The 14096-nt window shown below is 62.7% G+C and carries 16 protein-coding genes; 9 read left to right on the top strand and 7 right to left on the bottom strand.

Annotated elements, in window-relative coordinates; genetic code table 11:
* Window positions 1–180 precede the first annotated feature (180 nt).
* Window positions 181–711, bottom strand: coding sequence for a carboxymuconolactone decarboxylase family protein (locus tag EV286_RS20830; protein ID WP_132959084.1), 531 nt, complete (start codon window positions 709–711; stop codon window positions 181–183).
* A gap of 85 nt (window positions 712–796) precedes the next feature.
* Window positions 797–1648, bottom strand: coding sequence for a hypothetical protein (locus EV286_RS20825; protein ID WP_132959083.1), 852 nt, complete (start codon window positions 1646–1648; stop codon window positions 797–799).
* A 424-nt stretch (window positions 1649–2072) separates the two neighbouring features.
* Here EV286_RS20825 and EV286_RS20820 point away from each other — a divergent pair, with 424 nt between their 5' ends.
* Window positions 2073–2327, top strand: coding sequence for a DUF2188 domain-containing protein (locus tag EV286_RS20820; RefSeq protein ID WP_132959082.1), 255 nt, complete (start codon window positions 2073–2075; stop codon window positions 2325–2327).
* Window positions 2324–2698, top strand: a complete 375-nt coding sequence (locus EV286_RS20815) for a GFA family protein (RefSeq protein ID WP_132959081.1) — start codon at window positions 2324–2326, stop codon at window positions 2696–2698. Before EV286_RS20820 ends, EV286_RS20815 begins: the two co-directional genes overlap by 4 nt.
* Window positions 2699–2743: 45 nt before the next feature.
* On the opposite strand, the gene EV286_RS32060 is transcribed toward EV286_RS20815, so the two are convergent.
* Both EV286_RS32060 and EV286_RS20805 read right to left on the bottom strand, forming a co-directional pair.
* Window positions 2744–3043, bottom strand: a complete 300-nt coding sequence (locus EV286_RS32060; protein ID WP_165932905.1) for a BON domain-containing protein — start codon at window positions 3041–3043, stop codon at window positions 2744–2746.
* A gap of 55 nt (window positions 3044–3098) precedes the next feature.
* Window positions 3099–4178 carry a YihY/virulence factor BrkB family protein gene (locus EV286_RS20805; RefSeq protein ID WP_132959079.1) on the bottom strand — a complete coding sequence of 360 codons (1080 nt, stop codon included), beginning with the start codon at window positions 4176–4178 and terminating at the stop codon, window positions 3099–3101.
* Window positions 4179–4612: 434 nt separating this feature from the next.
* On the opposite strand from EV286_RS20805, the gene EV286_RS20800 reads away from it, so the two are divergent.
* The 4 genes from EV286_RS20800 (at window position 4613) to EV286_RS32055 (ending at window position 7538) form a co-directional block, all read left to right on the top strand.
* On the top strand, window positions 4613–6091 hold the full coding sequence (locus EV286_RS20800) for a DegQ family serine endoprotease (protein WP_132959078.1): 1479 nt from the start codon (window positions 4613–4615) through the stop codon (window positions 6089–6091).
* 553 nt (window positions 6092–6644) lie between these two features.
* Window positions 6645–6857 carry a hypothetical protein gene (locus EV286_RS20795; RefSeq protein ID WP_132959077.1) on the top strand — a complete coding sequence of 71 codons (213 nt, stop codon included), beginning with the start codon at window positions 6645–6647 and terminating at the stop codon, window positions 6855–6857.
* A 23-nt stretch (window positions 6858–6880) separates the two neighbouring features.
* On the top strand, window positions 6881–7114 hold the full coding sequence (locus EV286_RS20790) for a BrnA antitoxin family protein (protein ID WP_132959076.1): 234 nt from the start codon (window positions 6881–6883) through the stop codon (window positions 7112–7114).
* Window positions 7115–7394: 280 nt separating this feature from the next.
* On the top strand, window positions 7395–7538 hold the full coding sequence (locus EV286_RS32055) for a hypothetical protein (RefSeq protein ID WP_165932904.1): 144 nt from the start codon (window positions 7395–7397) through the stop codon (window positions 7536–7538).
* A 97-nt stretch (window positions 7539–7635) separates the two neighbouring features.
* Here EV286_RS32055 and EV286_RS20785 read toward each other — a convergent pair whose 3' ends face one another.
* On the bottom strand, window positions 7636–7917 hold the full coding sequence (locus tag EV286_RS20785) for a hypothetical protein (protein ID WP_132959075.1): 282 nt from the start codon (window positions 7915–7917) through the stop codon (window positions 7636–7638).
* A gap of 294 nt (window positions 7918–8211) precedes the next feature.
* Here EV286_RS20785 and EV286_RS20780 point away from each other — a divergent pair, with 294 nt between their 5' ends.
* Window positions 8212–8616, top strand: a complete 405-nt coding sequence (locus EV286_RS20780; RefSeq protein WP_245500779.1) for a PAS domain-containing protein — start codon at window positions 8212–8214, stop codon at window positions 8614–8616.
* A gap of 37 nt (window positions 8617–8653) precedes the next feature.
* On the opposite strand, the gene EV286_RS20775 is transcribed toward EV286_RS20780, so the two are convergent.
* Window positions 8654–9571, bottom strand: a complete 918-nt coding sequence (locus EV286_RS20775; protein ID WP_132959074.1) for an MBL fold metallo-hydrolase — start codon at window positions 9569–9571, stop codon at window positions 8654–8656.
* 503 nt (window positions 9572–10074) lie between these two features.
* Between EV286_RS20775 and EV286_RS20770 the strand changes: the two genes are divergently transcribed.
* Entirely contained in the window at window positions 10075–10416 is a 342-nt protein-coding gene (locus EV286_RS20770) for a YciI family protein (RefSeq protein WP_132959073.1), read from the top strand.
* A 217-nt stretch (window positions 10417–10633) separates the two neighbouring features.
* Here the strand turns inward: EV286_RS20770 and EV286_RS20765 are convergent, their stop codons facing one another.
* Window positions 10634–10903, bottom strand: coding sequence for a hypothetical protein (locus tag EV286_RS20765; RefSeq protein ID WP_132959072.1), 270 nt, complete (start codon window positions 10901–10903; stop codon window positions 10634–10636).
* 234 nt (window positions 10904–11137) lie between these two features.
* On the opposite strand from EV286_RS20765, the gene EV286_RS20760 reads away from it, so the two are divergent.
* A complete protein-coding gene (locus tag EV286_RS20760; RefSeq protein ID WP_165932903.1) occupies window positions 11138–14047 on the top strand; it encodes a winged helix-turn-helix domain-containing protein in 2910 nt (969 codons plus the stop codon).
* The last annotated feature ends 49 nt before the right edge of the window (window positions 14048–14096 follow it).

The raw sequence follows: 14096 nt of genomic DNA, 5'->3' as shown, positions 1-14096 counted from the left end.
CCGACACGGGTCTCCGGATCGACAACTTCCACTCACTCCCGCACTTGCCGCCACGTTGCGATCCGCGACGGTGGGAAGGCATGTCCGGGACCTGGAAGACACCGAGCGGCCGCGAAGCCGCGACGATCGAGCCGGAACGGCCCGATCGGAACAGTTGAAGCCACCCCGATCGGCATCGGCTCAGTCGCGAACGAACAGCACCTCGCAGGCGGCTGCGTCGAGTTCCACGTCCAGCGTTTCCAGGAAGCGCGCCGTCATCATGTAGAAGCCGACAAGCAGCGTGGCATCGGCAATCACATCGTCGGAGAGATGCGCCCGCAGCGCTGTAAACGTCACCGTCGAAACACGCACATCGGCCACGCATTCCTCCACGAAGCGCAGAAGCGCGGCATCGCTTTCGGCAAGGCCTGCGGCCGTTCCGTTCTCTATTGCGGCGATCTCGATATCGGACCAGCCCGCCTGCTTGGCCGGTTCCAGATGCTGCATGCGTTCATAGGTGCTGTTGCTCAGCGCGGCGACACGCAGGATAACCAGCTCGAACTGCTTGTCCGAGAGACCCGTACTTCTCAAAGCAAAGCCAAGCGCCAGGTATCCCGGCGTACAGCCATTGGTCCTGAGAAGCGCGCGTGTGAGATTGGCGGGGAAACGCTCATACTGTGCACGGTCGGCGGGTGTCATGTCCGCGGGATCGGGCAGGCTTAGTCTTGTCATGCGATCGGTTACCTTGCTTGAGAATTCAGGCCGGTCGCGCACCGCGCTGGTGTCGCGCATCCGGCTCGTGTGGATCGCATCGGCCTCAGACGTATGCCTCCATCTCGATCACGGAGGCGACGGTATCGCCATTCTGGATCGATACGGAAAACACGTAGTGAGACAGCGGTCTGGAAGCCGACAGGCATCTGACGTGGAAGGAGAGGCTGTCGGATGCCGAAATGAGGCGAAGCGCGTCTATGTCCATGCGAACCGGACTGTACTTTACGTCCTCGCCCGCGAGGTGATGAAGCAGCCTGCCTGCTGCACGCGATGCGGCCTCGGCATAGATCGATGCAGGCCATGACGGATATTCGTGAAAATGGCCGCTAAAGCGCCCGGACGGCAGCGGGCGGCTGTGCGCCGTCAGCGACATTCCTTCCGGAGCGTCGAATTCCAGCTCGATCGGCTCCGCATAGGGATTGCCGACGGGCTCGATGACATCTTCGCAGCGATAATGCTTGAAGGTTCTGGAAAAGATGGTCTCGGGGATAACCTGGTATTCGCAATGGAAATAGGCCAGAAAGTCCCCGTTCGATACGGTCGAATGGGCCGTCAGGCTCCGCTTGTCCCGGGCGAGCACTTCCGAAAAGGCGTCGAACGTTCCCCTCGCCGTCTTGCTCGTGGCAGGGCGAAGCACTTTCAGCCGGCCTTTTGTTCCCAGATAGTAGGTTTTCGGCATGGCTTGGCCGGCAACGGCCGCGCAGGCACCCAGCGTCGCCAGGTGGCGAACCATTTCGGCCATCGCAATCGGTCCCTGCTCGAAACCTGTCTGATGTTCCGCATCGAAATGGGCGCGGATTGATCCATCGCCATGCATTTCCATATCCGAGAACGCGAAATAGGGCGCCGCAAGGGCCACCCGCTCGCGGATTTCCGCAAGCTCGAGAGGCTGCACGGGCGCCTCCTCCCGCCCGGCTTTTACCCCAATTGAAAACACAGCAGGTCCATTGGCGCGACCCACGGCCGCGCCATCCGATAGATGGAGATCCACTTTGGCACTCCCGATTTTTTGACAATCCGTCAGCGAAAAAATGATAATAATTTCAATAGCCTCGCCATAAAATAGGTGGCGAGTTAAATGTCTTGGTGTCACCACTGCACGAATGCTGCAGCGCCACTAGGTTGTGCGGTTGCAGCAAATTTCGCAATACCCGATTTCTACTCCATCAAAGGTTGCACTGGTCGTCGTTAAGGGCCTCGGGGCGCGCTGCCCAGATCCCACCATTGCGGACGAGATCAAGATCATCGTCCGTCGAAGCGGATTGGAATGCCGGCCTCCCTGCCCTACCTTGACATCGATCTCACAGGAGGAGAACACAATGGCAATCATCTATCATGTCGGTGAGCACGATGGCGGTTACGGATACCGTCTGGGCGACGTCTGGTCGGAAACGTTTCCGGATCATGACAGCGCGCTGGCCGCCGCAAAGTCGGCCGCCGCACGCCAGCATATCCAAGGCCAGGATGCGGAAATCTCCTATCAGCTCGAGGATGGGCGCTGGCGGACGGAGCATGCCGACGGCGGCGACCGTCCCGACACTGAAGTTGTCGATGACGGAAAGCGCAGGTCATGAGCACGCTCACTGGATCGTGCCTATGCGGACGCGTCCGAATAACCGTCCGCGGCGAGCCCAGGCGGATCGGCATCTGTCATTGCACCGATTGCAGGCAGGAAAGCGGATCGGCCTTCACCTTTTACGCCATCTGGCCGGCCGACCAGTTCGAGAGCACGGGCGATACGTCTGAATATTCCGGCCGGCGCTTCTGTCCGGAATGTGGATCCCGAATGTTTTCCGCCGACGAGGACGAGGCCGAGATCAAGCTTGGCATCCTCACCGATGCTCCGACCGGCCTCACCCCGACCTATGAACTCTGGATCAAGCGCAGGGAGGGCTGGCTCCGGCCGGTGCCGGGCGCGAAGCAATACGAGGAGGACAGGCTGTGAGCGACGACTGGCGGCGGGGCCTTCTGCGAGTTTGAAAGGACGTGCCTACCCGGGCTGGCGCCGGTCGCCATTTGCATCAGTCTTGCGGCACGCCTCGTCATTGGCAATTTGCAGCCGTGAGATGACTTTGCCGCCGCCTATCGCGCGGGCAACGGCCTCGATCCGGTCGGCGGTCGCCTTGTCGGGGATGGTGCCCTCCAGCAGGAATTCGCCCGCGCATTCGGTGACCGTCACCCGGATGTCCTGCATGCCGGGCGCGTAGGCGATGGCCGAGGAGATCTCGTTGGCGAGCGATGCCAGGCCTGATTCCTGCGCGTCGGTGATCGGCGTCTGCGGTGTGAACATGGCATCCTCCTTTAAAGGCAGTCGAGTCGTGTCGTCCCCCTTGGCCGCAGCGGGTTCAGGCCACGGTCTCGCCCAACGTGTCGGCAACATAGGCACCGCGTTCCCCCATCGGCAGTGGCGTTCCGGTCGTCGTGTCCTTCGCCGTCTGGTGCTCCAGTTCGGCATTGAGTTCTCCTCCGACGATGAGAATGACGACCGAAAGCCACGTCCAGATGAGGAAGCCGATCAGCGCGCCGAGGGTGCCGTATGTCGCGTTGTAGTTGGCGAAATGCTGGAGATAGAAGGAAAAGCCGATCGACATGGCCGACCACGCGACCGTGGTCAGGACAGCGCCCCATGTCATCCACCGCAGCTTGGCAGGCGCCCGGCTAGGGCCGAAGCGGTAGACGGCGGTGACGGCAACGACGACCACCAGCAGGAGAAACGGCCACCTCAGGAGAAGAGCCATATGCTCGTTGAATTGGTCGAGCCAGAGATAGGAGAGGACGACCGGCATGACGCCGACAAGCGTGACCATGACGACCGCGGACAGCATCGCGCAGAGCGTGAAACACAGTCCGATCAGGTTCAACCGGATAAAGCTCCGCTTCTCGCGCTCCTCGTAGGCCACGTTCATGGCGTCGAAGATCGCCAGCGTTCCGCTATGCGTGCTCCAGAGGGCGATAGCCAGACCAAAGAAGAAGGTGATGCCCAGCGCACTGTCCCGCCGTTCGACCAGCCCCTTTATCTGCTCGGCAAGCAGGTCGAATGCCCCCGGCGGCAGGAGGCCCGCAAGCTGGCGAAGGTGGTCGGATATCGTGATCGGATCCGCAACGAGTCCATAGAGCGACACGAGAGCCGCAAGGGCCGGGAACAGGGCCAGGAGCAGATAGAACGTCACGCCCGCGGCAATCAGAGTGACCCGGTCGTTGACGACTTCGTGGGCCACGCGCCAGAGCACGTCGCGCAGGCCGGTGAGCGGAATGGCTTCGGGTACCTCGGCGTGGCGGCCGTGGCCGTCGTCCGCGCGGCGGGCACCCGGCAACGGCGTAACTGGCTTGCGGTGCGTATCCTGCGTCAGGGCAACCGCGGCGACCGCTGCGACCATGATCGTGACCGCAGTTAGCAATCTGCCGGCGTGGAGGGCGTTTGGCATCGCGACGTACTCCGGATCTTGTCTCCGGATAACGCGGCGCGCCGCCAAAGGATGCACGCTTTGTCATCGGCGCTCATTCCGGGCCAAAGTGGGTGTTGCCGAGCCGAATGAAATGCGCGGCGGAAACCGTTGATATCCGCACGCCGGAAGGCTGAAGCCGCTGCGCGTGGAGGCCGGAATTCGCGGCAAACATTAACATCCAGTAATGTCTGTACAAATGTTAATATATACGTGTCTAATATTTAATTTGAAAACGGCTCTTCTGGCGCACATATTGTCATTCGAACACAAGTTCTTACGGGATTTAAGTATTATTGCCAAAAACGGCAGAAATATAAAAATCCGGACAGAAACAAGTGGATCATTCGGCGCCGGGTTAAGAAGATCAGCCGGGGCGCGATCAAAGCCAAACGATCTTCCAAGGAACTCTTGTCATGCCAGATATACTCCGCAGACATCGTACCGCGGCCCTCCTGGGTGTTGCCCTCATTGTCGGCGCGGCGCTCCCCTTTGCCGTGGAAGCGACAACCGTCTCCGCCGCTCCGGCCACGATTGATGGCACGGTCGCATCAGGCGCCTCCTTTGCCTCGATCGTCGATGCCGACAAGCCTGCAGTCGTGACCATCACCAACACCATGAAGGCAACTCCGGTCAGCGACGACGCTTCGCAGCCCAATCAGCAGTTCCACCAGTTCTTCGGCCAGGGCATGCCGGGCCAGGAGCCGCAGCAGCAGCCGCATGGCGGTGGGATGGCCCTCGGTTCGGGCTTCATCATCAGCCCGGATGGCGTGATCGTCACCAACAACCACGTCATCGACAACGCCGCCGAACTCAAGGTAACGCTCGATGACGGCACGGAACTTCCGGCCAAGCTCCTGGGCGCCGATCCCAAGTCCGACCTCGCCGTGCTGAAGATCGATGCTCCCAAGCCGCTGCCGACCGTCGCCTGGGGCGATTCCAACAAGCTGAAGCTTGGTGACCCGATCCTCGCCATCGGCAATCCGTTCGGCGTTGGCACGACGGTTACCGCAGGTATCGTTTCGGCCCGCGGCCGCGACCTGCACAGCGGCCCGTATGACGACTTCATCCAGATCGATGCCCCGATCAACCACGGCAACTCCGGTGGCCCGCTCGTCGATCGTGATGGCAAGGTTGTCGGCATCAACACGGCGATCTACTCGCCGAACGGCGGCAGCGTCGGCGTCGGCTTCGCGATCCCCTCCGACGAAGCCAAGGCAATCGTTGCCAAGCTCGAGAAGAACGGCTCCATCGAACACGGCTATCTCGGCGTGCAGATCCAGCCGGTGACCCCTGAAGTCGCCGATGCAATTGGCCTGTCCAAGGCGAACGGTGCGCTGGTTGCAGACATCACCAAGGACAGCCCGGCCGCCAAGGCAGGCCTGCAGGCCGGTGATGTGGTGACGGCCGTCGGTGACGAAACCGTCAAGACGCCGAAGGACCTGTCGCGGCTCGTTGCCGATCTCGTACCCGGCGACAAGGAAATGCTCACGGTATGGCGTGACGGAAAGTCCGTCGATCTCAATGTTGCGATCGGCGACAACGACACCCAGCAGGCAGCACTCGAAGGCCAGGACGAACAGGGCCAGAAGTCGAGCCAGCCGAGCATCGGCGTCGGCCTTGCCAACCTGACCCCTGAAATTCGCCAGCAGCTTAACCTGTCGAGCGATGTCAACGGTGTCGTCGTGGCCAGCGTCAACCCCGACAAGCCGGCGGCTGCCGCCGGTATCCAGATGGGTGACGTCATCGTGTCGGTCAACCAGAAGCCGGTTCAGGATGCGCATGATATCAAGGCGGCGGTCGCGGACGCCAGCAAGGCCGGCCGCAAGTCTGTCCTGCTGCAGATCGAACGCGGCGGCAACAAGACCTTTGTCGCGGTTCCCTTCGTAGCCTGACGCTTACTTCAACCCCCCGCTTCCACCTTCTGGAAGCGGGGGTTCGACTTTGTGTACTTGAGACTGCAGGTGGCCGGGGATATGATCCGGTCATCATTCTCTCCGCGGGGGCGGAGAGTAGCCAGTTGGGGGACAGGCAATGACAGGGCGCATTGTTCTCGTTGGGATGGCCTGCCTCGGCCTCGTCGCGTCGGCCGACCTGATCCTGAACATCACCAATACGTTCTGCCTCGCGCGATTTTTCCCCGAGTAGAAATCCAGACATAGCCGCAGTCGGCCGGGATGGCCGTAAGCCACGGACTGGATTCCTCCCGATTGGACCCTTTCCGTCATGACCCGTCGGCACGACGCAAAGCAGCGCCGCAGGCATCTCGATTCGCCTTGTCTCTATTTGCCTGCTCGGTCGGACACCCGACGGCGATCGCGATCGCAGAAAGTCGTCGATAGGGCACTGAGCGGTGGATGACGCATGGATGGGGTCGTTTCAGGTGGTGCCGCCATCTGCTGCTTGCTATTGGCGTCGCTCCGAATCCATACGAAGCAAGATATCCTGATGAACTCACGTGGAAGTATCGCCCAGCGCGTGATCGAACGCGCGAGGGATCGCGGCGTTCCGATCGACGGCGACCCGGATGCCATGGCTCTCGTCTCCTTGTGGATTACCGGTGAAATTCACGCCGATGAAATGCGGAAGCGTTATGTCGCCTTGCTGAACGAGCGTAAGGTAAGGGTCCGACATCCCCTCGGGGACGAGGGCGCGGAATAATTCGCCACGAAAAGGAAGCGATCATGGCAACAACACCCCGAAGACCGGCCAATCCGAAAGATGCTGCGGAGGCGTTGTTCAGGCCGGCAAAGAAGGTGATCGCTCCTGCTGTCGAAAGGCCTGCGATTCCCAATACGAAGGAACTCGTTTCAATCAAGATCGATAGCGACGTCCTTGCTCATTTTCAGGCGCATGGACCAGGCTGGCAGGATCGCATCAACGACGCCCTGCGCGCCGCAATGAAGGATGCCGGCTGATCGGCCGGATATCGAGGTTGCCCTTCGAATAGCGCGCCAGGCGCCACGCGACGATCGCCTGATTTGAGAGTATGGTGATGGTGCTTCGGCCTGTTCGCGGTTTGGCCTGACCCGTACCGTGGTGCGTCAGCAGACAAGAAGGCAGTCGCAGTCATGAGTTGCTCCGCAACGCCGGCCCCAAATGCGCTTTGCGGCAGTCGTTCGACTAGAGCATCGCAACCAATTCGTCGAAGCCAGTGCAGCTCTGATGCCTGATATCAATTTCGAAGGGAGCGAACCAATGGCCAAGGGACAAATGAGAAGCACCCGCGAGGCGCGGAAACCAAAAAAGGACAAGTCACCCGCAAAGGCGGAGGCTACGTTCGCCAATCAGATGAAGGCCGCCACAAAAGACCATCCACAGGGCAGCAAGCCCAAGGCTTGATCCCAGAACCGGTGCCACGAGGCCGGACGGCGCTCATCGCGTGGGCGTCCCGTTCAAGCATGTCGACTGTTGGTTCAGGAGCCACCGCGTTCGCAGCCTAGTGGATCGCTCCCGAGCCCCGGCTTCGACGCGAGCACGAGGAGACCAGTTCGATTGCCTGTTGCAGCAGCAGTTCGACGGCCCGGATGTTGTCGGCAGCGATGTCGCTCGAGCAACCGCGTATCGTAAGTGCAAGGCTGGTCAGATTGGCGACAAGGCGTGCATCGCCGGCCTTCCTTGCATCATCGACTGCCGCCTCCAGCGCTCCCGCCGTCATCGAGATCATCCGGGAACGCTCCTGTGGCGTCATTTCGCTCAAGGTCTTCGCCACTTCCATCATCTCGGTCTTCCCGATGCCTTGCGCCACAAACGATCCAGCCACCGGAACGATGGGCGGGCGGGCGATTCATTCGGCAATTATGGCCGCTTACTCTGGCGCGCTGAAGGCGACGCTCATCAACCTGTCGAGAGCCCGGAACGCATCGCTTTCACGGCATCGCGCTTTCTCATTGATCGGATGGCGCCGATCGTTCTTCAGGAGATCATTCCTATTGATGAGGCAACCGCGGCGAAACCGACTGGCTTTTATCTAATTTAGCGTTATCTAATCACTCGCAGGACAGGGGAGAATCGCGTGCCATTGCCGGAAGAATTCGTGCCTTCGCCAGACGACAACACCCATGCGCCGGAGGCCGGTTTTTTCACCTGGGACATGGCGCTCGATCTCGTCTACGCCGACTCGGCCCTCGCGACGCTTTTCGGGCTGGATCCCGACGAAGCCGAATGTGGTCTGCCGCTTTCCGATTACCTGGACAGGGTTCATCCGGATGATCGCGTCCGGCTCTCCAAGGCCATCAGGGACGCGATCATCGCCCGCCATCCGCAGCAGGAAATGTATCGCGTGCGTGATGCAGCCGGACAATACGCGTCCGTGGTCGCTTATGGACGCTGCTTCAGCAACCGAGAGGGAACCCCGGTTCACTATGCCGGGATCGTCGTTCCGTCGACGGAAGCGGACATCGCGCCATCGTTCAACTAGTCTTCCTGCCCTGGTTCGACCCTAACCCTACAAGCGCTCAGTAGTCCCAGAAGACCGGCACCCAACGGAAGTGGTCGCCGTCGACCGCCACATGGCCGACGGATGGGAACGGCAGGTGAGTGGCCACCAGCAGTTCGCCGCTCGCCGCCAGCTCTCGCAACAGCCTGACCCGGACCCGGGCCGCCTCCTCGGGGTCATGCTCGAAACCGTTGTACCAGTCGGGGTGATCGAACCCGACAGCGAACACGGCGTCGCCGGCGAACGTCAGCCCTTGGCCACCGGACGCCATGCGGATCACACAGTGTCCGGGGGTGTGGCCGCCGGTGCGACGAGCGACCACACCCGGCGCGACCTCGTGCTCCTCGTCGAACAGCCGCAGATGGCTGCGGTACTCTTTCGCAAACCGCTTGGCCGTCTCCCGCAGCGCGTCCGGAAACCCCGGCGGCATCGAGACGTGGGAGAAATCGGGCGCCTCCCAGAACTTGACCTCGGCGGCGGCCACATGGATCCGCAGGTCCGGACGCAGTTTCTCCTTCACGCCATCGACGAGCAGCCCGCCGACGTGGTCCATGTGCATGTGGGTCAGCACCACGTCGGTCACCGATCCCAGATCGATGCCGGCGCCCTCCAGTCGCTTGATCAGCTGCCCGGCCCGCGGCAGGTTCAAGTCCGGGTCCAGGCCCAGTCCGGCATCGAGGAGCACCGTCTGTCCGCCGCTGCGCACCAGGACCACGTTCAGCGCCCAGTCGAAGGCGTCCGGCGGCAAGAACATTTCGTCCAGCCAGGCCGCCCGGACGGCCGCGTCGGCGTTGTGTCCCAACATCGCGGTCGGCAGCGGTAGTACCCCATCGCTGACCACCAACACGTCAATATCGCCGATCTTCAGCGCGTAGCGCGATGGAACCAGCTCGTCGGCGCTCCGTCTGCCGGGGTGCGAGGTGTTGTCCAGGCTCATGCTTGTCTCCTCCTGACCTGTGCCTCCTGCTGACCGCCTTATACACGGCCCTATCGCTGCCGCGCCGCCGCGGAGCGTAACAATTCCCGTCGCCTCATGGAGTTTCCCATCCTGCCAAGGCTTCCGGGCGGGCTGAAGGCTATCACATTTGGCGGGCGACGTCTGTTGTGCATCACTGCAAAATTGGCAGCCGATGGCGACTGAGGCTCATGCAGCCGCCCGTCAGCCGCGCAAGAACCAGGTACAGCTTCTCGCCAGGCCACCCCGTTTGTGCTCGACGCACGAAGCCCCGCGATGCTCCCTCCCGTTTCATTCACGCCGCGGAGCCAAGCGCGCGGAGTCTGGCTGGCTCCTCATCAAAGGCAGGATCGAAGCCGACAGCGATGCGGGAGCAGCGCATTGGGAAGATTTCTCGGACGATTTGTCGAATTCCCGCCCGGCCGTTCGTTTATTAGTGAAGGCAGGGCAACCGCCCCACCCGAGGAGCGTGACAGGAGGACGTCATGACGCAGTATCTGGTCGCCATTCACCATCCCGACGACTACGACCCCTCCGTCGCGGAGGACGAAGCGATGTCCCGCGATATCGACGTGCTGAACGACGAGATGACGGCTGCCGGCGTCAGGATTTTCGTTGGCGGCCTGCGTCCGGCAAGCAGCGCCATGTCGCTGCGGGCGCGACCCAATGGCGAGGTGTTCATCACTGACGGGCCGTACCTGGAGACCAAGGAACATGTGGGCGGTTTCTGGGTGCTGGAAGCCGCTGACCTTGACGAGGCGCTGGTGTGGGGCCGCAAAGCCGCCGTCGCCTGCCGGGCGCCGGTCGAGGTGCGCCCGTTTCACTGACGAAGGGCTCGACGAAAGCAACTTGGCCAGCCGTCATCCGAGAGTTGGCTAGCGGTATCTGCTGCACAACTTCCACAAAAAAGCCCCGGCGCATGGCTGGGGGGCGGCGGCCGGGGCAAACGGCCGACAGTCGTTAGGGGAAGCGTCGGCCGGAGAAGTTCTCTCTGATCGATAACCTGCAACGCCGAAAAAGGTTCCAAAGGGCCTGGCCGGCAATTCACTGCTGCGGCCCGTTGGATGGCGGCGATGACGGCGGCTCGCCCACAGGCTGCGCAGGGATGACTATCGAAGGTTGCGGCTCAGGCTGGCTAATCGGCGATGTCGAAGCGGTCGTGCCCGGGTCGAGCTCCGAACCCCAGAGTATCCAGACCGCCGCACCCACGACAACCACAGCGGCGACAGTCGCCCACACAGCCCAGAAAGTCGAACGGCTTCGAGCTGTTGTCGGGCCGCGCAGGTCGGGGTCTTCATTCTGATCGTAGCTCATCTGTATCTCCTTGCACTACGAGCGAACACCTCCGCGCGGCATTTGTTCCGGGGGCCGGCAGTCGCCCCCGCGGACCGGACAGGCAGTCGGCAGTCGCGCCGGCCGCTTCAGGCAAGGCATGGCCGGTGACCATGCCCCGGACCTCGCATCGAATCCGGCCTCGTAATGGGGCGCCCGTGTAAAAGGCCATGAAAGGATGTAAACAGATAGCCGGGAACTCAGCGGGGGCTGCGAATGGCCAGGACGGCTATCATGGCAGGTGACGGCGAATCGAGAACCGGCGAGATCGTATTTTTCGGCCCGTTCGATCTGGCTCCAGCAGAGAGATTGCTCGCAAGGGATGGCACGCCGGTCCCTATAGGCGGACGCGCGCTCGACATCCTGATCGCCCTGACCGGCCGAGCCGGACAGGTCCTGAGCGTGCGCGAGCTGATCGATCTCGTCTGGCCAGACGTGACCATCGAGGAGTCAAATATTCGCGTGAACATGACCGCGCTTCGCAAGGCGCTGCGGGAAAGCGAGGACGGGGCGCGATACATCGTCAATATTCCCGGCCGGGGCTACAGCTTCGTCGCCCCGGTCCGGCGTGGCGCTCCGGAGCCGATCACCATTGTCGTTACCCCCGCAGCCTCGGCCCGGCCGACCAACCTTCCGCCGCCGCCGCGATTTCTCGTCGGCCGCAGCGATGCCATCGACATGCTGTCCTCGCTGCTTCTGTCGCGGCGCTTCGTCAGCGTCGTCGGGCCGGGCGGCATTGGAAAGACCACCGTCGCAGTGGCGGTCGCCCACGCGCTGCGCCGCGAGTTCGAGGAGGACGCGGTCTGTTTTGTCGATCTCGGTTCGCTGACCGATCCGGCGGACGCTCCGAGTGCCTTCGCATCCGCCCTCGGCTGCGTCGTCCAGGGCCCGGACCCCGAGCCCTATATCGCCGCGTTCCTCGCCGACAGGCGGATGCTCGTCGTGTTCGACAATTGCGAGCATGTGATCGGGGCAGCCTCGGCGTTGGCCGAACGGCTCTTGCGCGCTGCCCCGTCGGTGCATCTCCTGGCGACAAGTCGCGAGGCGTTGCGCGCCGAAGGCGAAAACGTGCATCTGCTCCCGCCCCTCGAAAGCCCGCATGATCGTACGCCCTCCGCTGCCCAGGCGCTCGCTTCAGCCGCCGTGCAGCTCTTCATGGAGAGGGCGGCGTCGAGCGGCCACCGCGCCGAGCTGAGCGAGACCGAAGCCCCGGTTGTTGCCAGCATCTGCCGCCGGCTCGATGGCCTCGCGCTTGCGATCGAACTCGTGGCCAGCCGGGTCGGCACCTACGGCATACAGGGAACCGCCGACCTTCTCGATTCCGACGTCGAGCTGCAGCTGCGGGGTCGGCGCACCGCCTCGCCTCGGCATCAGACGTTGCAAGCCATGCTCGACTGGAGCTTCAACCTCTTGCCGGGATATGAGCGGGAGATCCTTTGCAGGCTTTCGGTATTCGTCGGCCAGTTCACCCTGGAGGCAGCGCATGCGGTCGCCGGTGATGCCGAAGGCGGGACAATGGCTCAAGCCAGGGCGATCAACAGCCTGGTCGACAAGTCCCTGATCCTGGTCTCATCGACGAGCGGACCCGCCTATTACCGGCTGCTGGATACGACCCGTGCCTATGCCGCTGCCAAGCTGAGCGACAGCGGCCATGAAGACGCGGTTGCAAGGCGTCATGCCGGTTACTTTGCCGGGTTCCTCGAGGCATCCGCTGCCGGTCCGGGATTTGATGGCCGCGAGGCGGCGAACCACGCTTTCCACCTGGGCAATGTCCGCAAGGCATTGGCATGGAGCTTTTCCAGCTCGGGCGACCGCTCGATCGGCGTCGAACTCGCAGCTCAGGCGGCCCCGCTGTTCCTCAGTCACTCGTTGCTGAAGGAGTGTCTGCAGTGGTGCCGGCAAGGCCTCAACGCAATGCAGGAGAGCGATCGCGGGACGCTGCGAGAGCTGAAGCTCCAGGAAGCCTTGGCGATGGCGTCCATGTACACGCAGGGCAACAGCCAGGAGGTGGGAGGCGCCATCGAGCGCGGCCTGGAGCTTTCGGAAACGCTGGGCGACAAGCAGCACCAGCTGCACCTGCTTTCCAGTCTCAATCATTTTCTCACGCGCCGTGGCGACTTCGGCGGCGCATTGGAGGCCGCAAGGCGAAGCGCCGCGGTCACGGAAACCTGGGGGAGCCCGGCCGAAAAGGCCATGACCGAATGGCTGTTGGGTGCGGCCCATCATCTGGCCGGCGATCAGGCCGCCGCGCTGCGTCACTGCGAGTCCGGCTTCAGGCTCATGTCGGACGTCGCGCCGGGCGGACAGGACTTCTTCGGCTACGATCTCAATGGACGCGCCTTGGCGACACTTGCCCGCTCCCTGTGGCTGCGCGGTTTTCCGGACCAGGCCTGTAAAGTCGCGCGCCAGGGGATCGAAGGCCTGAACCGCTTCACGCACCCCGTCTCGTATTGCATGGTCGTTCTCTACTGTGTCCCGGTTTTTCACTGGACCGGCGATGTCAAAGGTGCGGCAGAGCACACCGATCGCGCGATCGCGCACGCCATCAAGTATTCGCTCGGTCCGCATCGCACCCTCGGCCTCGCGCTCAAGGGCGAACTCACGGTCGCGAGCGGCGATCCCTCGTCGGGTGTCGAGATCTTGCGCCAGGCGCTCAGGGCCATGGATGGCAACCAGTATCACATCGTGACGCTGGCAACATCGCGCGCGCTGGCGGAAGGATTGGCTCTTTCCGGCCACCTCGATGACGCGCTTGCCACAATCGACGAGGCCGTGGCCCGCGCCGAGGAAGCGAGCCAGACCCTGTGGCCGCCCGACCTGCTGCGGGCCCGGGGTGAAATCCTGCTGGCGCAGCCGCAGCCGGACCTCAGAGCGGCCGAGGAATCGCTGCTCCAGTCGATCCGCCGTGCCCGGCAGCAATCTGCGCTCGGCTGGGAGCTGAAGGCGGCAATCCCCCTGGCACGCCTATGGAACGATCAGGGAAGGAGCAACGAGGCCTGGGCGATGCTGAAGGATATCTACGGGCAATTCACAGAGGGCTTCGAAACTCGGGATCTCGTTGCCGCACGCCGTCTTCTCGATGAACTGGGCCACGCCACCCCCGAGCCCGTGGCCTCCCAAGGCTAGGCATGGCCAGGGCCGACTTCACGACCCAGCGAAGCATCCATTCCATGCG

The sequence above is a fragment of the Rhizobium sp. BK251 genome (assembly GCF_004345245.1).
In the GTDB taxonomy this organism is placed as follows: Bacteria; Pseudomonadota; Alphaproteobacteria; order Rhizobiales; family Rhizobiaceae; genus Rhizobium.
Note: the sequence above shows the minus strand (reverse complement) of the source record. Positions and strands in the feature narration are given on the sequence as shown.